This window comes from Afifella aestuarii, from assembly GCF_004023665.1.
Taxonomy (GTDB): domain Bacteria; phylum Pseudomonadota; class Alphaproteobacteria; order Rhizobiales; family Afifellaceae; genus Afifella; species Afifella aestuarii.
On record NZ_SAUF01000005.1, the window covers coordinates 364,328 to 386,090 of the forward strand.

The 21,763-nt window shown below is 62.8% G+C and carries 19 protein-coding genes; 5 read left to right on the forward strand and 14 right to left on the reverse strand.

The genetic code is table 11. From position 1 onward, the window contains the following. Positions 1–35: 35 nt before the first annotated feature. From puhE to bchF, 13 genes are read right to left on the reverse strand one after another with little or no spacing between them, the layout of a single operon-like run. Entirely contained in the window at positions 36–935 is a 900-nt protein-coding gene (gene puhE, locus EO094_RS15895; protein WP_128293887.1) for a putative photosynthetic complex assembly protein PuhE, read from the reverse strand. 12 nt (positions 936–947) lie between these two features. After that, on the reverse strand, positions 948–2,015 hold the full coding sequence (gene acsF, locus EO094_RS15900) for a magnesium-protoporphyrin IX monomethyl ester (oxidative) cyclase (protein ID WP_128293888.1): 1,068 nt from the start codon (positions 2,013–2,015) through the stop codon (positions 948–950). Further along, positions 2,012–2,317, reverse strand: a complete 306-nt coding sequence (locus tag EO094_RS15905; RefSeq protein WP_128293889.1) for a hypothetical protein — start codon at positions 2,315–2,317, stop codon at positions 2,012–2,014. The genes acsF and EO094_RS15905 overlap by 4 nt, the downstream gene beginning before the upstream one ends. Beyond that, the gene (puhC, locus tag EO094_RS15910) at positions 2,314–2,775 is read right to left on the reverse strand and encodes a photosynthetic complex assembly protein PuhC (protein ID WP_246008566.1); all 462 of its coding nucleotides are present in this window, start codon (positions 2,773–2,775) and stop codon (positions 2,314–2,316) included. Before puhC ends, EO094_RS15905 begins: the two co-directional genes overlap by 4 nt. 9 nt (positions 2,776–2,784) lie before the next feature. Beyond that, a complete protein-coding gene (gene puhB / locus EO094_RS15915) occupies positions 2,785–3,450 on the reverse strand; it encodes a photosynthetic complex putative assembly protein PuhB (protein ID WP_128293891.1) in 666 nt (221 codons plus the stop codon). After that, positions 3,447–4,211 (reverse strand): photosynthetic reaction center subunit H, encoded by a 765-nt coding sequence (gene puhA / locus EO094_RS15920; RefSeq protein ID WP_128293892.1) that lies wholly within the window; start codon positions 4,209–4,211, stop codon positions 3,447–3,449. The genes puhB and puhA overlap by 4 nt, the downstream gene beginning before the upstream one ends. Before the next feature lie 22 nt (positions 4,212–4,233). Next, positions 4,234–5,667, reverse strand: a complete 1,434-nt coding sequence (locus EO094_RS15925) for a BCD family MFS transporter (protein ID WP_128293893.1) — start codon at positions 5,665–5,667, stop codon at positions 4,234–4,236. After that, positions 5,664–6,365 (reverse strand): magnesium protoporphyrin IX methyltransferase, encoded by a 702-nt coding sequence (gene bchM, locus EO094_RS15930; RefSeq protein ID WP_128293894.1) that lies wholly within the window; start codon positions 6,363–6,365, stop codon positions 5,664–5,666. Before bchM ends, EO094_RS15925 begins: the two co-directional genes overlap by 4 nt. Next, complete coding sequence (gene bchL, locus EO094_RS15935) at positions 6,365–7,267, reverse strand: ferredoxin:protochlorophyllide reductase (ATP-dependent) iron-sulfur ATP-binding protein (protein ID WP_128293895.1); 903 nt, start codon at positions 7,265–7,267, stop codon at positions 6,365–6,367. The genes bchM and bchL overlap by 1 nt, the downstream gene beginning before the upstream one ends. Continuing rightward, complete coding sequence (locus EO094_RS15940) at positions 7,264–10,989, reverse strand: magnesium chelatase subunit H (protein ID WP_128293896.1); 3,726 nt, start codon at positions 10,987–10,989, stop codon at positions 7,264–7,266. Before EO094_RS15940 ends, bchL begins: the two co-directional genes overlap by 4 nt. Beyond that, positions 10,964–12,547, reverse strand: a complete 1,584-nt coding sequence (gene bchB, locus EO094_RS15945) for a ferredoxin:protochlorophyllide reductase (ATP-dependent) subunit B (protein WP_128293897.1) — start codon at positions 12,545–12,547, stop codon at positions 10,964–10,966. The genes EO094_RS15940 and bchB overlap by 26 nt, the downstream gene beginning before the upstream one ends. Position 12,548: 1 nt before the next feature. Further along, the gene (locus EO094_RS15950; protein WP_128293898.1) at positions 12,549–13,832 is read right to left on the reverse strand and encodes a ferredoxin:protochlorophyllide reductase (ATP-dependent) subunit N; all 1,284 of its coding nucleotides are present in this window, start codon (positions 13,830–13,832) and stop codon (positions 12,549–12,551) included. After that, entirely contained in the window at positions 13,829–14,350 is a 522-nt protein-coding gene (gene bchF, locus EO094_RS15955; RefSeq protein WP_246008568.1) for a 2-vinyl bacteriochlorophyllide hydratase, read from the reverse strand. The genes EO094_RS15950 and bchF overlap by 4 nt, the downstream gene beginning before the upstream one ends. Positions 14,351–14,689: 339 nt before the next feature. Between bchF and EO094_RS15960 the strand changes: the two genes are divergently transcribed. Together EO094_RS15960 and ppsR are read left to right on the forward strand one after the other, a co-directional pair. After that, on the forward strand, positions 14,690–15,517 hold the full coding sequence (locus tag EO094_RS15960) for a cobalamin B12-binding domain-containing protein (RefSeq protein ID WP_164879694.1): 828 nt from the start codon (positions 14,690–14,692) through the stop codon (positions 15,515–15,517). Positions 15,518–15,551: 34 nt separating this feature from the next. Next, the gene (ppsR, locus tag EO094_RS15965) at positions 15,552–17,000 is read left to right on the forward strand and encodes a transcriptional regulator PpsR (protein WP_128293900.1); all 1,449 of its coding nucleotides are present in this window, start codon (positions 15,552–15,554) and stop codon (positions 16,998–17,000) included. Between the two features lie 48 nt (positions 17,001–17,048). Here ppsR and EO094_RS15970 read toward each other — a convergent pair whose 3' ends face one another. Then, entirely contained in the window at positions 17,049–18,104 is a 1,056-nt protein-coding gene (locus EO094_RS15970) for an alpha/beta fold hydrolase (protein WP_246008569.1), read from the reverse strand. A gap of 128 nt (positions 18,105–18,232) precedes the next feature. Between EO094_RS15970 and chlG the strand changes: the two genes are divergently transcribed. The 3 genes from chlG to EO094_RS15985 are packed head-to-tail and all read left to right on the forward strand — an operon-like array spanning position 18,233 to position 21,751. Beyond that, a complete protein-coding gene (gene chlG / locus EO094_RS15975; protein WP_128294309.1) occupies positions 18,233–19,141 on the forward strand; it encodes a chlorophyll synthase ChlG in 909 nt (302 codons plus the stop codon). A gap of 1 nt (position 19,142) precedes the next feature. Next, the gene (locus EO094_RS15980; RefSeq protein ID WP_128293901.1) at positions 19,143–20,510 is read left to right on the forward strand and encodes a BCD family MFS transporter; all 1,368 of its coding nucleotides are present in this window, start codon (positions 19,143–19,145) and stop codon (positions 20,508–20,510) included. Positions 20,511–20,512: 2 nt separating this feature from the next. Then, the gene (locus EO094_RS15985; RefSeq protein ID WP_205649949.1) at positions 20,513–21,751 is read left to right on the forward strand and encodes a geranylgeranyl diphosphate reductase; all 1,239 of its coding nucleotides are present in this window, start codon (positions 20,513–20,515) and stop codon (positions 21,749–21,751) included. Positions 21,752–21,763: the final 12 nt, after the last annotated feature.

The window sequence follows — 21,763 nt, forward strand, 5'->3', positions numbered from 1 at the left end:
GCGCTGACCTCGCGTGCCATCCCGATCGCTCCCGATTATTCCCCCGGCGGTGACGCGCCATACGTGCTCAAGGCCGGCTGCGCGCGCAGTCGGCTGCCGGGCAATGCTGCGGCTGTCCGCGCTGAAAAGGGCGTCGACGGCCGCGCCGGTGAAGTCTCGTCTTTGGGCTGCTGCACCTCATGTGTCCGCAGCCCCCATTTCCACAGCGCTTCAGCCGGCAGCGGCAGCACCATGAACCAGTGCTCCAGGACGGCGAGCGCCATCAGTGTGGCGAGGAAGGTATAGGCGGTTGCTTCGAAGGGGCTCGCAACATCGGCGATGGCGCGCTGTGCAAACAACACGGTGATCACCGTTGCAACTGTAACGGAGATAGGGAAGAGCGGATTCATCGGCTTCTTGACCATGAAGCTCTTCAGATAGGCGAGGCTGTCGGGCAGGAACTGCTCGGAGAGGTTGCGCACTCCGAGGAAGAGATTGAGCTTGGCGCTGGCCCTCATGCCCCACAAGAGGAAGAAAATGCCGGTCCCAAGCTGGTTGGGGCCGCCCCAGGTGAGGGTGACGATCACGGCCGCCGAAAGGAAGATGGCGAGCTCGTGATAGAGAATCGTTTGTACGGCGAAGAGGAAACGCTTCCAGCCTGAAATGTCGCTCGGGCACAGGCTCTTTCTCGGCCCGGTGACGTATCCCATGAGAAAGCTGATCTCATGCCAGCCCCACGCGGTCAGGCCGCAGGTGAAGGCGATAAAGGCGCCCGAGACACTCGCATCCCGACTAGAGACCGCCAGGCCGTAAAAGGCCGCGCCGAGCAGAACCGTCGCGCCAGCAAGACTCCAGCGAAACGTCCGCCGGGGCAGGCCGTCGAGATACAGAATCGCTCCCGTCGAGAACCACCAGGCAAACAACGCGAAGACGATGGGCAGAGCGTAGAGCGACACTCTGATGCCTCCCTACCAGGCCGGAACGAGCCGGCTCTCGGCCGGCGGGGCATTGTCCTTGACCGGCAGGAAATAAAGACGGGCGATGGCAGCACCTACGCCGGCACCATGGAAGAGCTGCTGCAGGCCACCGACGAGGCCACCCTTGCGTTTGGCGGCCGCCATTCCCTCGCTCGCCTGCCGTAGCCTTTCGAGGCCGGCGCGAAAGCGGGGATTGTCGATGTCGAGCGTCAGCGGGAAGACCTGCTTGCTGATTTCCGACGTGATCCGAAAGACCGTGAAATCATATTCCGTCGGGTCGATGTCGAGAGCCTTGTGGAACGCAGGGCGGGCATGGTCGCGCACATACATCGTCGCGAAAACGGCGAGCACGAAGAAGCGCACCCAGTATTTGTTGAGGCCCTGCGTGACCTCCGGGTTCGCACGCATCAGGAGAGCGAAGGCTTCACCGTGCCGGAACTCGTCGTTACACCATTGCTCGAACCATTTGAAGATCGGGTGGAAGCGCTTCTCCGGGTGCTTTTCAAGATGCCGGAAGATGGTGATGTAGCGCGCATAGCCGATCTTTTCGGACAGATAGGTCGCGTAATAAATGAATTTCGGGCGGAAGAAGGTGTACTTCTTCGTGCGCGTCAGAAAGCCAAGATCGACGCCGATATCAAAATCCTTGAGCGTGTCGTTGATGAAGCCCGCATGGCGCGCCTCGTCGCGGCTCATATAGCGGAAGAGCTCGCAGATATCGGGGTTGTTGCCGCGCTTCTTCATTTCCGAATAGAGCACGCAGCCCGAAAATTCGGCCGTGAGCGAACTTACCAGAAAGTCGACGAACTCCTTCTGGAGATCCTCTGGCAGATCGGAGAGCTTCACGTCGTCCCAGGCTTCTGTGCGCTTGAAATGGCCCTTGTTGGGGTCGCTCTTCATCTCTGCGATGAGCGCGTCCCACTCGAGGCGAATGTGACTGACATCGATGGCGTCAAGCTCGTCGAAGTCCGTCGTGTAAAAGCGCGGACTCAAAACCGTGCTTTCTTGAGCCTTGAGGGTCGTGTCGTTCGGAGAGAGGGAGAGGGTCTCGATCGTCATAGCCTGCTTTCGGAAGAGAAGCTGAACTCAAGGAGCTCCATGAACTCCATGTCACCGGTCATGCGTGTCCAAAGCCGTTCCAGAGCGGTCGCCCGCACCACCGTCGCGCGGCGGTGAAACGTAGCCGTCTCGCCGTAAGGGACGGTGATCGGCTCACCATGGACTCGCACCGCATCGCCCGGGCGGATTTCGATGCCACCATCGAGATCCACATGAGCGTGCAGGCTTTCGAAGGTGTTTTGCACCTCAATGGTGCACTCCACTTCGATCTCTTCGCGTCCGCCGACCCAATTGCCGATCATTGCGCCTGCCTCGTCTTGGAGAGGAAGCGGGCGAAGACCTGCGCATTCGTCGGTCCGAAAGCTTCAAGGGCGACGAGCCGGCCGGTCGAGGGATCCTCGAGCGACAATTGTCCGTCGTCCCAATAGGTCAAACGAAATGGGCTGTCGGGGCTGATGCCGCGACGTTCCCGTTCGTGTGCGAGGCCGCGCAAGGTCGCGCGCAAAAAACCATTCGTGCCGGGAGCGGCAACGGCGATCTGGCTGCCGTCGGAGGCGTCGAAAATCCCGACGCCTCCGTTCGGCAGATCTCTGAATTGCAGAAGACGCACCTCTACGGCCGTCGTCCCCGGCATCTCGGTGCTGTGGCCTCTACGGTCAAATGCGCTCACGGCTGCAAGGACGATCGAAACCGTCAGCAGCGCCGCCACGGCCAGAAGGGGGCCTCGCGGAAAGGGCGCAGTGTTCGTAAAGCCGCTCACCTTGATCTCCTATGCCACCGCACTTGCGTGCGATGACCATTGTGCGTGCGTATCAGTCTCTGCCTCGGGGGCAGCTTCTGCCGTTTGGTCGCTACGTTCGGCGGTTGCTGCGAGCGCGCCTGCCAGGATCTCAGCGACGCGCTTGGCATCTGGAACAGACCTCAGCATGGGCTCAGGCTGCTTGATTTTCCATGGCCGGGCATGCGGCCACAAAGCATAGTAAGCGACACGGTGTTTTGGGGAAAGAACGAGAGGAATGTCGCCAATTCCCTGTCCGTAGAGCCGCAGCGCGGCCGATTCCACCGCTACGAAAGGGATGTTGAGCGTCATCGGCAGCACGACACCGCTGCGGATGACGAGACGCTTCTCCGTGATCGTATAGACCGTGGTGCGGGCTATCAGCCAGCCATAGACGGTGAGGATAACGACCGCGAGAGCGGCGACCGGCAAAAGCCAGGTCGCCGACAGGATCGCGTCTTTTACCGTTCCTCCCGCCGAGAGAGCCAGAATGGCCCGCAGGACGAGAAGAACAGCAAAATAGACGACGAGGGTTGGAAGGTAGAAAAGGCGCCGGGCAAGACTTGCCCAGCGCGGTTCCCCCTGCCAGAGGATCCGTTCCCCCTTCGGCAAGCGCTGAGGCAGGCCGCGGATAGGCTCGGATTCGTATTCGTTCACAGCAGCGGCTCCTGCCGTGCCGGCGTTGCGTAAAGAGTACCACCGGCGAAGTAGCCCTGAATACGGTCTTCTTCCATCATGGTGATGCTGTTCGGGCTGGCCGTGCGCGGCGCATCGGCGAACTGCTTGGCAACCAGTGCATTCACGCGGATCTGACGCTGGCGAGCGTTGAGGTTCGTCATCACGAACGGAACCAGCACAGTGCCGGCGCCATCGAGCGCGACCTCGAGATAACGGATCATCACGTCGGAACGATCGACCCAGACATCTTCAACGCTACCCACGACTTCACCATCGGCGGCGATGACGAGCATGCCCCGAGGATCCGGATCCTTCGGATCGAGATAGAAGCTCTCGTCGCTTGAGAGCGGAACGATCTTCGGATCGCCATCGAGCGTCAGCTCGGGCTCATGGGCACGATCGGCATAGGCGGCCGGGCCAACGCCATCGACCAGCGGATTGCCGACGGGACGGAACGGTGCGCCGTTCGACGGGCCGGCCGGCGTAAGACGCACGTCGCGGTCGTCGCTGCGGCCGGACTGTGCCGTGCCACCGCCATGAAGTTTGAAGTATTTCGGTGCCGGTGCGTCGGGGAACCCGACGATCCGGTCATTGGTCTCACCGCGTTCCGCAACAAGCGGATAACCTTCGCGCTTATCTTCGCGACGAAGGTAGATGATGAGACCGGCAAAAAAGATCCAGAACGCGTAAAGCGTCATCTGGGCCACATCCATATACCCAGTAAGTGCTCCGGCGGGCATTGATAACCTCCATTGACAACGGCTAGCCAGGAAACTCGGCTAGACCGAAGGACGATGATGGATCGGAGCGTGTTCGCCCCCCCGACCCCACGAGCGGCCCGATCGCCACGAGCGTGACGGCGAGCAGCGCGATTTCGAAATGGTAAACAAAGCTGTAGCCGGTGGCCGGACCCGTGAGAGCCGACCCGAGAACGCCTTGTTCTGCCAATGTGGAGAAGGTGTCGCGAACGACGCCACCGAGCGCGATCGCGAGACCCGCGGCGGTCGCCTGAACGGCGCCCCAGGCGCCGAGGGCGAGGCCGCTCTGCCCATTCTCCGATAATTCCATGGCGGCTGTGAGCGTGCCGACCGAGAAGAGGCCGCCGCCGAAGCCGATGATGATGGTGCCTGCCCGGAAGAGCATCGCTGATTCCAGGGGCGCGGCGAAGATCACGGCGACGAACGCAACGACGCCCGCAAGCGCGCCATAGGCTGCAAGCTTGTGCGGATCCTGGCCGCGCCCGAGACGGCGGGCGGCGAGCGCAAATCCGACGAGCGAGCCTCCGGCGAGGAGAGCCGTCAACGTTGTCGTGCCGCTCACGGTCAGGTGCAGGACTTCGCCGCCATAAGGCTCGAGCAGAATATCCTGCATGCTGAAGCCTGCCGTGCCGAGACCGACAGCGACGAGGAGGCGGCTTGCGCGTCCACCTTTGGCGAAGGAGCCCCAGGCTTCGCGGAAGCTGGTTCTTGGCGCGTCTTTTGCGGTGAGTGCGGGATTGCGCGCCTCCTGCTTCCACAAGGCGACGACGTTCAAGACCATCGTCAGGAAGGCGGCACCCTGAATGACCTGGATGAGCCGGAACGGGCTGAAATTGTCGAGAACCACACCGAAGACGAGGGCACTCACCATCATGCCGAGAAGCAGCATGACGTAGAGCAGCGCCACGACGCGCGGGCGGGATTCGGCCGGCGCGATGTCGGTGGCCAGCGCAAGCCCGGCTGTCTGCGTCGTGTGCAGCCCCGCGCCGACGAGGAGGAAGGCAATGGCAGCCCCGGCCTGACCGGCTACCATCGCGGGCCCCTGGCCCTCCGAAAGCACCAGAAGCGCGAATGGCATGATGGCGAGACCGCCGAACTGGATCAGCGTGCCCATCCAGATATAGGGCACACGACGCCAACCAAGCAGCGAGCGATGGGTGTCCGATTTGAAGCCGATCAGGGCGCGGAATGGCGCGAAGACGAGCGGCAGCGACACCATCAACGAAACGAGCCAGGCATGCACGCCCATCTCGACGATCATGACGCGGTTCAACGTGCCGTTCAAAAGCACCACCGCCATGCCGACGGAGACTTGGAACAATGACAGACGCAAGAGGCGGCCGAGCGGAAGCTCGGCCGTTGCAGCATCTGCAAACGGCAAAAAGCGGGGGCCGAGACGGCTCCACGCTGCGCTCACCGAATTGTTCAGCCGCTTCATGCGGGCACGAGCTCCATAGCCTGTGACGTGTAAAATCCGCTTACGATACGACGGCTTCGACCCGGCCGCCATGCCGTTAGCTCAGGTGTCGCAGCGACCAGCTGGCGCAGCCGCGCTTCGCTGATCGGTTCGATGGAAGGCGCGCGGTCGCTGCGCGGAAAAAACCGCCCCGCCATGTGCATGGCCGCGAGCAGCGCTGTGCGGGGCGCGAAGGTGAAAACCACCCCCTGCCGGGCCCGCGTCGCCATCCGGGCGAGAATATTCGCGAGGTCCTGATCACGGTAATGGATGAGCGAATCCATGCCGACGATGAAGTCGAAATCACCGAGCGCGGGATCGAGCATGTCTCCGACGTGGAAATCGATCTTCTGTGCCTCCGGCTCGTCCTTGGTGCGCTCTTTGGCGAGTGCGACCAGCGACGGCGACAGATCGATTGCGACGATATCGCCGCCGCGGCGCGCCGCTTCCAGGGACAGCGCACCGGTTCCGCAACCGGCATCAAGGAGCCGCAGCCCAGAGAGGTCGTCCGGCAAATAACTCAACAGGGTTGCCCGCATCTGGTCGCGGCCGGCGCGCACGGTGGCCCGAATACGGCTCACCGGCGCGTCGGACGTGAGTTTGGACCAGGCATCGGCCGCGGTGCGGTCGAAATAGGTCTCAAGCTCTCCGCGGCGCTCCAAATACGAGGCTGTTGGCATCAATCGAATCCCAAAAAGTCGAAGATCTCGCGATCTTTCATCGGTGTCGCTGCAAGCGGCTCGACGCCTGCCCAGAGCTGAGCGGCAAGGCGCAGATATTCGTTCTGCACCTGCTCCAGTTCGGGGGAGGGTTCCATTTCAAAAAGCGTCGACTTCTTCAGACGGCTGCGCCGGATCGCATCGAGATCGGGCAGATGCGCCAGACGCTTCAGTCCGGTCGCTTCGTTGAAGCGGTCGATCTCGTCGGTTCCAGCGCTGCGATTGGCGATCACGCCGCCGATCCGCACGTCGTAGTTCTTCGCCTTGGCGAGGATCGCCGCGGCAATCCGGTTCATCGCGAAGATGGAATCGAAATCGTTGGCGGTCACGATAAGCGCGCGCTCGGCATGCTGCAGAGGTGAGGCGAAGCCGCCGCAGACCACATCGCCCAGGACGTCGAAAATCACGACATCTGTGTCTTCCAGGAGGTGGTGCTCCTTGAGGAGCTTCACGGTCTGGCCGACGACATAGCCACCACAGCCTGTGCCGGCAGGCGGTCCGCCGGCCTCCACGCACATGACGCCGTTATAGCCTTCGTAGACGAAGTCTTCGACACGCAGCTCTTCGGAGTGGAAGTTCACAGACTCCAAAACGTCGATGACCGTCGGTACGAGGCGCTTGGTCAAGGTGAAGGTCGAATCGTGCTTCGGGTCGCAACCGATCTGCAGAACCCGTTTGCCGAGCTTTGAAAAGGCCGCTGACAGGTTCGACGAGGTCGTCGACTTGCCGATCCCGCCCTTGCCATAGACGGCGAACACTTTCGCCGTTTCGATATGGATCGACGGATCGAGCCGAACCTGAACGCTGCCTTCTCCGTCCTCGTTCTTCGCGATCGGTGGCATCGGTCTCAGAGGGATGTTCATGCGGCTCTCTCCACGGGTATGCCTTCGAGCTGGTCTTCCAGTTCTTCACCCGCCTGCCGCAGGGCTTCCACCACGGCTTCGTCGGGCTGCCAGTACTGGCGCTCATGTGCCTCCAGAAGCCGGTGCGCGACCTTTGCCGACGCAACCGGATTGAGGGCGGCCATGCGCTGCCGCATTTCCGGATCAAGCACGTAAGTCTGCGTGATCTGCTGATAGATCCACGGCGCGACCTGACCTGTCGTGGCCGACCAGCCCATCGTATTGGTGACCGCGGCCTCGATCTGACGCACGCCTTCGTAACCGTGCTTCAGCATGCCCTCGTACCATTTCGGGTTGAGCATGCGGGTGCGGGTTTCGAGTGCGACCTGCTCCGACAAAGAGCGAACCATGCCTTCCGAACGGGTCTGGTCGCCGATGTAGACGGGAATCTCGCCGCCCTTGGCCTTGCGCACCGAGCGGCTGATTCCGCCGAGCGTGTCGAAGTAGTGATCGACGGTGGTCACGCCGAGCTCGACCGATTCGAGGTTCTGGTAGGCGAGCTCCACATCGCTGAAGATCGTCTGCAGAAGATCGGCTTGCTGCTTGGGCGCGCCCTGGCGTCCGTAAGCGAAGCATTTGCGCTTTGCGTAGGTGTCGGCGAGCTCGTCCTCGTCTTCCCATCGCCCGGAATCGAGCAGCATGTTGACGTTGGAGCCGTAGGCACCGTCGGCGTTGGAGAAGACGCGCAGCGCGGCCGTCTCCAGGTCGCATTGATGCTCTTCCTGATAGCGCAGCGCGTGCTTGCGCACATAGTTCATTTCAAGCGGTTCATCCGCCGTGGCGGCAAGATAGGCGGCCTCGGCGAGCAGCTTGGTCTGCAACGGCAGGAGGTCGCGGAAGATGCCCGATAGCGTCATGACGACGTCGATGCGGGGCCGGCCGAGATCTTCCAGGCGGATGAGAGCCGCCCCACAGAGACGACCGAAGCTGTCGAAACGCGGCCGCGCGCCGAGCAGCGCCAACGCCTGGGCGATCGGACCGCCTTCGCTCTTCAGATTGTCGGTCCCCCACAGGACCATCGCCACCGATTCCGGGATCGGATGTCCGTCTTCGACGTATCGGTCGAGGAGGCGCTTCGCCTGGCGCGCCCCATCCGTAACGGCGAACGCACTCGGCATGCGGAAGGGGTCGAAGCCATGCACATTCCGGCCCGTCGGCAGGATCGCCGGCGTGCGCAGAAGATCGCCGCCGGGGGCAGGGCGCACGAAGCATCCGTCGAGCGCGTGGATGAGGGACGGGAGTTCGTGGTCTTCCGACAGGAGCTTGTTGGTCGAGGCGAGCTCATCGAACAATTCGATGTTCGCGTCGTTCTCATCCATTCCGCCGACGACCAGAGCCTGCCGCGGCTGCCGCCCGGCAACGAGCGCCTCGACAGCGTCCTTCTCCGGCTTGGTGCCGAAACGGGCTTCAGCCACCGCGAGGAGGAGATCGGCACGCTCTTCCGCCGAAGGTGGCTCGCCGATGACGTGCAGTCCGTGCGGGATGAGGCTGTATTCGAGGTCGAGAATGGCCTCACTCAGCTTCGCCGTCTCCGCTGCGGGATCCTCCCAGGCGGGTTCCGGAGCCGCCAGGTCGAGCTCTGCGGCCTGAGCCTGAATGAGCGGGGCGAGCTGCTCGCGCTCATTCGTCTCGTCCGGCGGCAAAGCCCGCCAGCGGTCGAGAGACGCTTTGAGATCGAGAAGGCCGCGATAGAGCCCGGCCCGGGCCACGGGCGGCGTGAGGTAGGAAATCAGTGTTGCTGCGGAGCGCCGCTTGGCAATCGAGCCTTCTGACGGATTGTTGGCCGCATAGAGATAATAGTTCGGCAGATCTCCGATCAGCCGGTCAGGCCAGCAGGCATCCGAGAGCCCCGTCTGTTTGCCGGGCATAAATTCGAGCGCGCCGTGCATGCCGAAATGCAGAACCGCGTCGGCACGGAAATCTTCGCGCAGATACCGATAGAAGGCGGAGAACGCGTGCGTCGGAGCAAAGCCCTTCTCGAAAAGCAGCCGCATCGGATCGCCTTCATAGCCGAAGGCCGGCTGCACACCGACGAAGACATTGCCGAGCTGAACGCCGAGCACGAAGATCGAGCTGCCGTCGCTTTGTTGCCGTCCGGGCGCCGGGCCCCACTGCGCTTCGATGTCCTTCAGATAGCGCTCGCGCCTCACGTGATCGTCGGTCGCGATGCGATCATGCACATTGGCGTCCGTGCCGTAGCGGCTCGCATTGCCCTTCAAAATCATGTCGCGCAGGGCATCGACGCTTTCCGGCACGTCGACCGTGTAACCCGCTTCCTTCAGGGATTTCAGCGTGTTGAAGAGCGAATGATAAACCGAAAGGTAAGCGGCGGTGCCGGTGCTGCCAGCGTTTGGTGGGAAGTTGAAGAGAACGACGGCGAGCTTACGCTCAGCGCGCTTCGTGTGACGAAGCCTGACGAGCTTATCGACACGCGAGGCGAGCATTTGAGCGCGTTCTGAATGCGCCTGCATGTCGCGCGTTTGTTCGGCATTCTCCGAACGACCGCCGAAGAGCATCGGTCCGGTTGCCCCGTCGAGTTCCGGGATCGCGACCATCATGGTCGTTTCGACCGGAAGAAGGCCGCGGTCAGACCCATCCCATTGCTCGAGCGTCTGGAACTCGACAGCCTGTGCCGAAATGTAGGGAACGTCGAGATGCGTCAGCATCTCTTCGGCCGCCTTGGCGTCGTTGTAGGCGGGGCCGCCGACGAGCGAGAAGCCCGTCAATGAAACGACGGCATCGACGACCGGGCGTCCGTTCGGCGTGAAGAAAGCTTCAACCGCAGGGCGGCTGTCGAGACCGCTCGAATAGGCCGGCACCACCTGCAGGCCATGGGCCTCCAGGGCGTCGATCACAGCGTCGTAATGCGCCGTGTTTCCGGCAAGCACATAGGACCGCATGATGAGGAGGCCGACACGGCCCTTGCGCTCCTTCGACGGGGAGGGCAGGGCTTCCAGGCGCTCCGTGATGCGTCCCTTGAGCCTCGGATGATAAAGTCCGACCTCCGGATAATGGACCGGCGGCTTGGCCTTCAAATGGTGGCGCAGCTGCTTGCGCGGGCCCTCGGCGTAACGCTCGACGAGAAGCCGCACCATGTTGACGATATTGTCTTCCGAACCGGCGAGCCAGTACTGCAGAACCAGGAAGTAGGCGCGAACATCCTGGGCCGTGCCCGGGATGAACCGCAGGAATTGCGGGATTCGGCGCAGCATCGCCATCTGCTTGGCGCCGGAATTGGCGGCCTGCTTGGCGCCTTCCTTGTCGCGCTTGTCCGAGCCGCGAAGCCGCTTGAGAAGGGCGAGCGCGCCGCCTTGCGAGCCGTCCATCTTGAAACGGCCGATGCGGGTGAGGCGGATCACTTCGCCGGCCGACATGAAGCCGACGATGGCGTCGCATTCGTCCTGCCGCGCCTTCAAGGCCGGCATCACCGCCTGAATATGGTCTTCCATGAAGAGCATATTGGCGAGGATGATATCGGCCTCGGCGATGTCGGCCTGGCACCGGCCGAGCGCAGTCGCATCGTCGCCCCATTCGGTGGCGGCGTGCAGATTGAGCGTGAGACCGGGGATCTCTTTCTGAAGAATCGGGCGTGCGCGCTCGACTGCGCTCGCCAGATGGCTGTCGAGTGTCACGATGACGACGCGCAGAGGCGTCGCGTTATCGGCCGAAATGGGCTTTGGCATCGTAGAGTGTCTCAACTGTAATCGTCGCTAAGCCGCGTTCTTCGGCGAAACGTTCGGTATTGCGGCGCGCCTTGCCGCGGACGAAGAACGGTATTTTGCGCAGTTCCTGCTCCGCTTCTGCCGCCCAGGTGACAGCTTGGACGACACTGGCAATCTCAGCCTTTTCGATCTCCGTTTCTTTGATCTGAGTCTGGTCTGGCGCCGGTGCGGCGCCGTGCCCCAGATGCGACGGCTGGACCTCGTCGTGGAATTCGAAATCGCCGCGGAACATGCCGAGAAGGTGTTCTTCGAGGCCCATCATCAAAGGATGCACGAAGGTGTCGAAGATCACATTGGCGCCTTCGAAACCCATCTGCGGCGAATAGCGTGCCGGAAAATCCTGGACGTGGACGGGCGCCGAGATGACTGCGCAGGGCACACGCAGCCGCTTTGCGATATGGCGCTCCATCTGCGTGCCGAGAACGAGCTCGGGATGAAGCTCTGCCACCTTCTCTTCGACTTCGAGATAGTCGTCGGTGATGAGCGCTTCGACGCCATAGCTTTCGGCGGCGGCGCGCACGTCGCGGGCGAATTCACGCGAATAGGTGCCAAGGCCTACGACCTTGAAGCCGAGCTCCTTGTCGGCGATGCGCGCGGCTGAAACGACATGCGTCGCATCCCCGAAGATGAAGACGCGCTTGCCGGTGAGATAGGTCGAATCGACGGAGCGTGAGTACCACGGAAGACGCGATGGCGCGCCCGCGAGAACGGCGGTGGGATCGACGCCTGCGATCTCGGCGACTTCCTTGATGAAGTCGATTGTCGCGCCGAAGCCGATCGGGACCGTTTTCGTTGCCGGCTGGCGGAACGTGCGGGTGAGCCAACCGGCGGCCGTTTGCGCAATTTCCGGATAGAGCACGACATTGAAATCTGCCTCTCCGAGTCGCGCGATATCGGCCGGAGTGGCGCCGAGCGGCGCCGTCACGGCGACATCGATGCCGAGGCGGTCGAGAAGTCGGGTGATCTCCGCCACATCGTCGCGGTGCCGAAAGCCGAGAGCGGTCGGTCCGAGCAGATTGCACCGCGGCCGGCGGCCTGCGTCCCGGGGCGGTCGTTCCGTGCCAGGCGCCGGCGCATGCGGGCCGGCGAGGGCGCGAACGAGATGATAGAAGGTCTCCGAGGCGCCCCAGTTTTCCTTCCGCTGATAGGATGGCAGTTCCAGCGGAACGACGGGGATCGGCAGGGCCAATGCTTTGGCAAGGCCGCCCGGATCGTCTTGGATGAGTTCCGCCGTACATGACGCGCCGACCAGCATCGCCTGCGGCTGAAAGCGCTCATACGCATCGCGTGCCGCGTTCTTGAAGATCTCGGCCGTATCTGTGCCGAGGTCGCGCGCCTCGAAAGTCGTGTAGGTGACCGGTGGGCGTTTGTTGCGCCGCTCGATCATCGTGAAGAGAAGATCGGCGTAGGTGTCGCCCTGCGGTGCGTGCAAGACGTAGTGGATGCCTTCCATGGCGGTGGCGATGCGCATCGCTCCGACATGCGGCGGCCCTTCATAGGTCCAGACGGTGAGCTGCATCTCACACCTCCAGCCGAGCGGCGCGGTTGAGCGGCCGCGCAAAGAGTTCGGCGAGATCGCCAGCCTGCTCGTAGCCCTGGATCGGCGTGAACACGAGTTCGATCGCCCATTTGGTGGTCAAACCCTCCGCCTCCAGCGGATTGGCGAGGCCGAGCCCGCACACGGTCAGGTCCGGGCGCGCGGCCCGCGCGCGGTCGAGCTGCCGGTCGACGTCCTGGCCTTCGGACAAGACGACGCCTTCCGGCAGCAGATCAAGCTCTGCCGCGAGATTCTGACGATGCAGATAGGGGGTGCCGATTTCGGCGATCCGCATCGACAGCTCCCGCGACAGAAACCGTGCAAGCGGTATCTCGAGCTGAGAATCGGGGAAGAAAAAGATGCTCTTGCCGGCGAGCTGCTCCTGATAGTGCGACAGCGCGCGTTTGGCGCGTTCGCGGCCAAGCGCGGTGACCGCCGTGAACCGGCTCTCGTCGACGCCGAAGCAATCCGCTGCAGCTTTCAGCCATGCAGTGGTGCCTTCGGCGCCGAAAGGGAAGGGCGCCTGCAGAGCCTTTGCCCCGCGGCTCTCCAGGATCCGCCGCGTGTCGGCAAGATAGGGCTGCGCCATCAAAAAACGGGTGTTCGGGCCGACCTCGGGCAGCTCTGTCGACGATCGCGGCGGCAGGAAGCCGACTGGCCCTACGCCGAGATCGTCGAACAGCCGCCGGAACTGGTCTTCCACCACATCGGCGAGCGAGCCGACGACGAGGAGGGAGGCGGGCGCCTGTGCAGATGCTTCGGGCATCTGCGGGACAAGTGCGGCAAGGCATGCATCCTCACCCTGCGTGAAGGTGGTCTCGATGCCGCTGCCGGAATAATTCAGGATGCGGGTCGTCGACGCGAATTTCTCGTTGAGGCGATCGGCAGCTCGCGACAGATCGAGCTTGATCACTTCCGAGGGGCAGGATCCGACCAGGAATAGAAGCTTGATCTCAGGGCGGCGCGCCAGAAGCTGCGTGACGACCCGGTCGAGCTCTTCGTTGGCATCGGCCATGCCGGCAAGGTCGCGCTCTTCGATGACGGCCGTCGCAAACCGCGGCTCGGCGAAGATCATCACACCCGCCGCCGACTGCATCAAATGCGCGCAGGTGCGAGATCCGACGATCAGAAAGAAGGCGTCCTGGATCTTGCGGTGCAGCCAGATGATACCGGTGAGGCCACAAAATACCTCACGCTGGCCGCGCTCCCGAAGGATCGGCGCTTCACTGCAGCCCGTCGTGACGCGTGCGACGCCTGCTGGGTTCATCGTGCGAACTCCATATCCGTCTTGGACGCGGCCGCCGCATCGCGATTCGCCTGCTCCTGCAGCCGCGCGGCGCGCAGCTTCAGAACGAACTGCGTCGCGTTGATCACGTATGCGAGATAGGCGGCGAGCGCCAAGATCATCTGCCCCCCAGCATCCAGGAAACCCGTCCAGAGCGCGCCGAGATAGGCCGTGTGAAGGGCCAGAACGAGCATCGAGAAGACGTCTTCCCAGAAGAAGGCCCGTGCAAAGAGATAGCGGCCGAAGACCACTTTCTCCCAGATCGAGCCCGTGATCATGATCGTATACAGGACCGCGGTTTTGACGACGACGGACGCAGTTGCGACAAAATACCCTTGGCCTGTCGTCAAATACCGGATCACAAGGGCTAAACTAATGAGAAATACGAGGAATTGAATCGGCGCAAGCACACCCTGAACCAGCGTCCAGGAGGTCGAGTCACGCCGTCGACGTTCTTCCTCTGTATAGAGAGAAATGATTGGTTTATTTGGCGTTTTCACCGCGCCCCGTCTCCCCAACCGGCACAACGTAAGACCGACTCTAGGGCTGCCGCTCGGCGACTGTCAACAACACTAGACGTAAATCTCACTTTACATTCCGCCGAGCCGAGGCGTACGCTCCGGCTCTATCGCTGAGGGACCGAAAGTGCTTAAACTCGCGCGTCGAAAGGCGGAGGTCTGAGGCCTCCATCCGGAGCCGCTGCCGGGAAGGTGAAGCGGTGCAATATCCGTTTTATGGCCAGTTTGAGCTCGGGGGTGCGAGAGATGGTCGACATTAGGCAACACGCTGAGGACCGCTGCGGAAGCTGGGACGTAAATAGGCCATGGGAAGATGTCCCCATGCGCTCGTTCCCGGTCTCAGACATTGAGGCGGCTTCCAGCGAGAGCGCCTGGAGTGGCCGTATTCTCACGACGATCGAAGGTGAGATCATCCCGCGGTTGATGCTGGCCCACCGGGTCGGGTGGGGAGAGCCGCATCTCAATTGCGTTGAGGGAACTGGCGTCGACGCGGTTGATATCGACGAATTCGCCCGTCTTTTGCTGGCGCGTGATGGGAGCGTCGCCTTCGCTTATGTGGATATGGCACGCGCGCGCGGTGTCGGGCTCGAGGCACTTCTGCTCGAGCTGATGGCGCCTGCAGCAGCGCGGCTTTGGGATTTCTGGAACGATGATCGCTGCGATTTCGCCGAGGTGACCATCGGCATGTCGCGGCTTCAGCACCTTTTGCGGGAGCTCGGCCCGGCCTTTTACAGCCAGTCAGCCGATTGCGGCGACGGACGGCGCATCCTGCTCGCCTCTGCACCGGGCGAGCGGCATTCCTTCGGCATCTTTTTGACGGAGGCTTTCTTCCGTCGCGGCGGCTGGGATGTATCTGTGGAACTCGATGCGAACCCCGCCGATCTCGTTGGAACCGTCAAGCGCGAGTGGTTTTCGATGGTCGGGTTGTCGCTGTCGAGCGCGCGTGGAATCGACGATCTGGCGGCGACGATAAAGGCGGTCCGTCTGGAATCTCGTAACAAATCCATCGCTGTAATCGTTGGTGGACACATTTTTATGGAGCATCCAGAGCTTGTCGCGTTGGTCGGGGCCGATGTAGGAGCGACGGATGCGCGCAGTGCAGTATCGCAGGCCGAGCGTATGCTCGGGCTTCTAGCTATGCGTTGCTAATGATTCATGCCTGATGCGGGACTAAGTGCAACAGATGGACGGCTTGGTTACAAAATCAGCCCCAAGCGAGTTCTCGGTCCCGCATAAGTCGGTCGGCGACCTGGACGCCGAGATCGCCGGAAAGCTAATCGCCCACGCGGCAGATATTGCCCTTGTCCTGGACAAGGAGGGCGTCGTTCAGGATCTCGCCTTCGGCGACGAAGAATTCTCTCACGAAGGCGTTTCAGACTGGGTTGGAAAGGCCTGGCGCGATCTTGTCACGGCCGATAGCGAAAAAAAGGTTGCGGCTCTTCTGAGCGAGGCGGGTGCGAAAGGCGTTTCGCGCTGGCGCGAGGTCAATCACCCTTCAAACCGTGGCGCCGACGTGGCCGTCCGTTATTTCGCGATGCAGGTGGGCGGTGGTGAGCGTTACATCGCGATCGGTCGCGATTTGCGTCCCGTGTCCGCGCTGCAGCAGAGGCTGATTGAAGCGCAGGTGGCGCTGGAGCGAGAATATTCGCGCCTGCGGCAAGCCGAGACACGCTACCGCCTGTTCTTCAAAATGGCCTCTGAGGCCGTCTTGATCGTCGATGCCAACAGCCAGAAGGTCGTCGAGGTCAATCCCGCCGCCAGCGGGCTGCTCGACCAGTCTCCGGAGCAGCTTGTCGGGGCACCGCTGCGCAGGCTCTTTTCCGACGAGTCGGAGCGCGCCGTGCAGGCGCTGCTTGCGATGGTGAGGGCTGCCGGTCATGCTGAAGATGCGCGCGTGCGGCTTCCTTTTAGCGAGCAGGAGTGCGTTCTCTCCGCTTCGCTTTTCCGGCAGGAATCCTCGGCCCATTTCCTCATCCGCCTGTCGCCGGTCGACGGCGAGAGAGTGAGGCAGGATGCCGGGACGACCTCGCTTCTGGTCGATATCGTGGAGCATCTGCCCGACGCTTTCATCGTGACCGACCCCGACCGGCGGATCCTGGCGGCCAACATCGCTTTTCTTGATCTGGCGCAGACCGCGAGCCTCGAGCAGGTTCGTGGAAAGCGCTTGGAGCGTTGGGTCGGGCGGCAGGGGATCGAACTCGACGTTCTCATCGCCAATCTGCGCGAACACGGCTCGGTTCGGCATTTTCGGTCGATCCTGCGCGGTGAATACGGCTCTGTCGTCGATGTCGAAGTTGCCGCGGTATCGGTGCTCGAGGGGGAGCAGCCCTGCCTCGGTTTCGTTCTTCGCGATGTCAGTGCGCGGGTGGAAAGAGAGCGCCCGGCGGCGAGGCAATTGCCCCGCTCGGTCGATCAATTGACGGAACTCGTCGGCCGCGTGCCCCTCAAGGATCTCGTGCGCGAAACCACCGACGTGATCGAGAAGCTCTGCATCGAGGCGGCCCTTGAGCTGACCGGCGACAACCGCGCGTCGGCGGCCGAAATTCTCGGTCTCAGCCGGCAAAGCCTCTATTCGAAGCTTCGCCGGTACGACCTCGTAGATTTTACGCCGGAAAGCGGCAGCGACCACTGAAATGCATTGCGGCCTTGAGACAGGCCCGAGAGGTCTGCGCGAGACGCCTCAGGCTTTTGCGGACGTGAGAAATTCTTCGAAGCTCGCGAGGAAAGCTTCCGGCTGCTCGAAATAGACCATCGCGCCGGTCTTGAACGGCTTCACCGTCCAATTGGGTTGCGCGCGCAGCCAATCGACCTCGGAGAAATCCTGAAAATCCCCGCGGGTGCCGTGGGCGAGGAAGATCGGCAGCGTCAGCTTCTCGTAGATACGCCTGATATCGTTGGCGAAGAGGCATCCCGAAACGAAGGCATAAGGCGCGTGACGAGCCCCGTCCTGATGCGTCGTCTCATAGGCGTAGTTGAAAAGCCCCTCGTCGATGTCCTTGCTGCCGAAGGTTTTTTCCAGGAAGAAGCGAATGCTCGGCCTCGTGGTGAGGAGGCGAAAGGCCCCCTTGCTCCAAAGCGGCACGTTGAGCGTTTCGTAGAGAAACGGCACCTGCCGCGTGGAGCCTTCGGGACCACGACGTTTGCTCGACCCGGTCTCGAACCCGGTTGGCGTGACGAAGGTGAGGCTGCGAAGCCTTTCCTGCCGTTCGGTGGCGGCGCGCGCCAGAAACTCTGACGACAAGGAGAGTGCCATGGCGTCGATCGCCTGTGAGCCGGTCTCCGCTTCGATGAGATCAAGCATGTCGTGGACCGCGTCGACGAAGAGCCGAATGTCGTACGTGCGGTCGGAGCGATCGGAAAACCCGAAACCCGGAAGATCGACGGCATAGACGCGGTGCCGCGTCTGTGTGTGCATGAAAACCGGCCGCACTTCATAGGCAGAGCCTGCGGCGTTGATGCTGTGGATGAGGAGGAGGGGGCTCCCTTCGCCTGCGACATAATAGGAGAGGCGGCCGGCACGTCCCGTGATCTCGCGCCTTTCGGCGGGAAAGGCCTCAGGCAAAGAGGGCATTGGCGCGGCAGGTCGGCTGTCGCTGACCGGCGAGACGCTTTTCGCGGCGGGTTCGGGGCGCATGTGAGCGCCATTGCCCAACGCTGCGCTGCCTTCAGTTTCGTTCTGCGATGTCATCGCCTTATCCTCGCTCGTCATCCGCTCCGCCATTTTGCTCTGCAACATTCGCGATGCTCTCGCAACGTCCGCCAGTGACGCGGGTTCCCCGCTGCCGGGGGGGCGCGAGATTCCGCCGCGGGGGCGAGTGTAAAGTTGAGTTGACGGTGCGCGAGGCGGCCAATACTGTCCCGGCCATGTCTCGTTCGGCTTCGATTGCATCCGATACTTTAACCCGCCCGAAACCGGCGGCCGTGCTCGAATTGTTGAAGCCGATCACATGGTTCGCACCCATGTGGGCGTTCGGCTGCGGCGTCGTCTCCTCAGGCGTTCCGATCTCTGAGCGCTGGCTGGTGATGCTTGCCGGCATCGTGCTCGCGGGACCGATGGTCACGGCGACGAGCCAGGCCGCGAACGACTGGTACGATCGCCATGTCGACGCGATCAATGAGCCGAACCGCCCGATCCCGTCTGGGCGCATTCCGGGCCGTTGGGGCCTTTATATCGCACTCATTTGGACGGCTTTGTCGCTCGTCCTCGCAGCGTTTCTCGGCATCTGGGTGTTCTGGGCGGCAGTGGTCGGCCTCATTCTCGCCTGGGCCTATTCGGCGCCGCCCTTCCGGCTGAAAAAGAACGGCTGGTGGGGCAATACAGCGGTCGCGGCCTGCTACGAGGGGCTTCCGTGGTTCACCGGCGCCGCTGTCATGGTGGGCGGGCTGCCGGACTGGCGGATCATCACGCTTGCCGCGCTCTACAGCCTCGGCGCCCACGGGATCATGACCCTCAACGACTTCAAGGCGGTCGAGGGCGACCTCAAGATGGGGATCCGGTCGCTGCCGGCGCAATTGGGCGTCGCGCGCGCGGCGAGGTTTGCCTGTTTTGTCATGGCTTTCCCGCAAGCCATTGTGATTGCGCTCCTGTTTTCGTGGGGAAAGCCGATTTACGCGGCCGCGGTCTGTGTCTCCTTGCTCGTGCAGTTCGTGCTGATGGCGCGCCTGTTGCGTGAGCCGAAAGAGCAGGCCGCCTGGTACAATGCCACCGGCACCACGCTTTACGTTCTTGGCATGCTGATTTCGGCTTTCGCACTGCGTACGATTGGAGCGTGACATGCAGACAGCCACGTTGGGCTGGGTCAGCATCGTCCGTCTCGGACTGGTGCAGGCGGCGCTTGGAGCGATCGTCGTCCTGACGACGTCGACTTTGAACCGGGTGATGGTCGTGGAGCTTGCGCTCCCTGCCACTTTGCCCGGCGCTCTGGTCGGCGTCCATTATGCGGTGCAGATGCTGCGCCCGCGTTGGGGTTATGGCTCGGACATCACCGCGCGCAGAACGCCGTGGATCATCGGAGGTATGGCTGTCCTCGGGGGCGGCGGCTTCCTGGCCGCGGTCGCGACAGCCTGGATGAGTGTCAATCTCGCCGGTGGTATCGCGCTTGCCGTCATAAGCTTCTTTGCAATCGGCATCGGCGTCGGCGCGGCCGGCACCTCGCTTCTCGCCCTGCTTGCCGCGAAGGTCGATCCCGGCCGTCGCGCGGCGGCAGCGACGCTCGTCTGGGGGATGATGATCGTCGGTTTCGTGGTGACGGCGACCTCCGCCGGCCATTTCCTCGATCCGTTCTCTCCGCAGCGGCTCGTTGCCGTGACGGGAGCGGTCTCTCTGGCGGCTTTCCTGGTGACAGTCGTAGCCGTCTTCGGTGTCGAAAAGCGCGTTGCCCGGCCCGATGATGCGCATCCCGCGGGGAAGGACGGGGCGGAGGAAAAGCCCGCATTCCGGCAGGCGCTGAAAGAGGTCTGGAGCGAGACGACGGCCCGTCGCTTCACCATCTTCATCTTCGTGTCGATGCTCGCTTACAGCGCCCAGGATCTCGTGCTTGAGCCTTTCGCGGGCACGGTCTTTGGAATGACGCCGGGCGAATCGACGAAGCTCGCCGGCGTCCAGCACAGCGGCGTCCTTGTCGGCATGCTTCTGGTCGGCGCTCTCGGCAGCAACGTGATCGGCCGGCGCATCGGCACCATGAAGAGCTGGACCATCGGCGGCTGCTTTGCCTCCGCTTTGGCGCTCTTCGGGCTGGTCATGGCAGGCTTCTGGGGGCCCGGTTGGCCGATCAGGGGCTCGGTCTTCTTTTTGGGTGCGGCAAACGGCGCCTTCGCTGTGGCCGCCATCGCGTCGATGATGGGTCTTGCGGGTGCCGGGCGCGAGCGCCGTGAAGGTGTGCGCATGGGCCTGTGGGGTGCCGCGCAGGGCGTGGCTTTCGGCCTTGGCGGATTCCTGGGCACGGTGGCCATCGACACGACACGCACGATCTTTGCTTCGCCGGTACCGGCCTATGCCATGGTCTTTGCGATCGAAGGCGTGTTCTTTGTGATTTCGGCCTGGCTTGCATACCGGGTCGATCGCGCGGGGGAGGTGATCTCGGCCCCGCTGGATGTGACGGCCGTGGGCGAGGAGACGCTCGCAGGTTTAGGGGGACGGTAATCATGCCTGAGAGCAAAACATACGATGTGGTCGTCGTCGGGGGTGGCCCGGCTGGCGCGACGGCTGCAACCGATCTTGCCTCCAAGGGGCATTCGGTCCTGCTGCTCGACAGGCAGGGCCGCATCAAGCCGTGCGGTGGCGCGGTGCCGCCACGTCTTTTGCGCGATTTCAACGTCCCGACGTCGATGCTCGTCGCGCAGGTCTCCTCCGCGGAGATCGTCTCGCCGACCGATCGGCGCGTGAACATGCCCATCGAAGGCGGCTTCGTCGGCATGGTCGATCGCGAACATTTCGATGAGTGGCTGCGTCAGCGTGCGGCCGAGGCCGGCGCTGAGCGCTGTGCCGGCACGTTTGAAGCTTTCGACCGCGACACCGACGGGGTGGCGCGCATCCATTACCGGCCGAAAGACGGCGGACGCGACGCGTCTCTCGAAGTCGTGCGCGCACGCGCCGTGATCGGCGCGGACGGCGCAAATTCCGCAGTCGCGCGCGAGGCTGTGCCGCGGGCTGGCCGGGTGCCGTACGTTTTCGCTTATCATGAGATCGTTCGCTCGCCCCAAGACGGCGCCGCGCATTTCGATCCAAAGCGCTGCGATGTCTATTACAATGGCCGCATGTCGCCGGACTTTTATTCCTGGGTCTTCCCCCATGGCGATACGACGAGCATCGGTACCGGCAGTGCCAACAAGGGCTTTTCGTTGCGCAACGCCGTCGCCGATCTGCGCGGCATCACGGGCCTCGACGCGGCCGAAACGATCCGCAAGGAAGGTGCGCCGATTCCGCTGAAGCCCCGCCGGAAATGGGACAACGACCAGGATGTGCTTTTGGCGGGTGATGCCGCTGGCGTCGTGGCGCCGGCTTCCGGCGAGGGCATCTATTACGCCATGGTTTGCGGTCGCTTCGCCGGAGAGGCCGTCGAGGAATTCCTGCGCACCAACGACGCGAAGGCGCTCGCGGGTGCACGCAAGCGCTTCATGAAAGAGCATGGGCGCGTCTTCTGGATCCTCGGGATCATGCAGTACTTCTGGTACAAGAACGACAAACGGCGCGAGCGCTTCGTGTCCATGTGCGCCGATCCGGACGTGCAGCGGCTGACCTGGGAAGCCTATATGAACAAGAAGCTCGTGCGGGCGCGCCCGGGGGCACATATGCGGGTCTTCTTCAAGGATATGGCGCATCTTCTGGGGCTCGTGCAGCCGGACGAGGCGAGCAAGCTCGGTCCCCGTCGCCGCGTTTCCTGATCCCTTTCAGGA

Excerpts from the sequence above, each read along its gene's own strand:
- acsF (WP_128293888.1), bottom strand. The coding sequence starts at position 2,015 with ATGACGATCGAGACCCTCTCCCTCTCTCCGAACGACACGACCCTCAAG.
- EO094_RS15905 (WP_128293889.1), bottom strand. The coding sequence starts at position 2,317 with ATGATCGGCAATTGGGTCGGCGGACGCGAAGAGATCGAAGTGGAGTGC.
- puhA (WP_128293892.1), bottom strand. The coding sequence starts at position 4,211 with ATGCCCGCCGGAGCACTTACTGGGTATATGGATGTGGCCCAGATGACG.
- EO094_RS15925 (WP_128293893.1), bottom strand. The coding sequence starts at position 5,667 with ATGAAGCGGCTGAACAATTCGGTGAGCGCAGCGTGGAGCCGTCTCGGC.
- bchM (WP_128293894.1), bottom strand. The coding sequence starts at position 6,365 with ATGCCAACAGCCTCGTATTTGGAGCGCCGCGGAGAGCTTGAGACCTAT.
- bchL (WP_128293895.1), bottom strand. The coding sequence starts at position 7,267 with ATGAACATCCCTCTGAGACCGATGCCACCGATCGCGAAGAACGAGGAC.
- EO094_RS15940 (WP_128293896.1), bottom strand. The coding sequence starts at position 10,989 with ATGCCAAAGCCCATTTCGGCCGATAACGCGACGCCTCTGCGCGTCGTC.
- bchB (WP_128293897.1), bottom strand. The coding sequence starts at position 12,547 with ATGCAGCTCACCGTCTGGACCTATGAAGGGCCGCCGCATGTCGGAGCG.
- EO094_RS15950 (WP_128293898.1), bottom strand. The coding sequence starts at position 13,832 with ATGAACCCAGCAGGCGTCGCACGCGTCACGACGGGCTGCAGTGAAGCG.
- EO094_RS15960 (WP_164879694.1), top strand. The coding sequence starts at position 14,690 with ATGCGCTCGTTCCCGGTCTCAGACATTGAGGCGGCTTCCAGCGAGAGC.
- ppsR (WP_128293900.1), top strand. The coding sequence starts at position 15,552 with ATGGACGGCTTGGTTACAAAATCAGCCCCAAGCGAGTTCTCGGTCCCG.
- EO094_RS15970 (WP_246008569.1), bottom strand. The coding sequence starts at position 18,104 with ATGTTGCAGAGCAAAATGGCGGAGCGGATGACGAGCGAGGATAAGGCG.
- chlG (WP_128294309.1), top strand. The coding sequence starts at position 18,233 with ATGTCTCGTTCGGCTTCGATTGCATCCGATACTTTAACCCGCCCGAAA.
- EO094_RS15980 (WP_128293901.1), top strand. The coding sequence starts at position 19,143 with ATGCAGACAGCCACGTTGGGCTGGGTCAGCATCGTCCGTCTCGGACTG.
- EO094_RS15985 (WP_205649949.1), top strand. The coding sequence starts at position 20,513 with ATGCCTGAGAGCAAAACATACGATGTGGTCGTCGTCGGGGGTGGCCCG.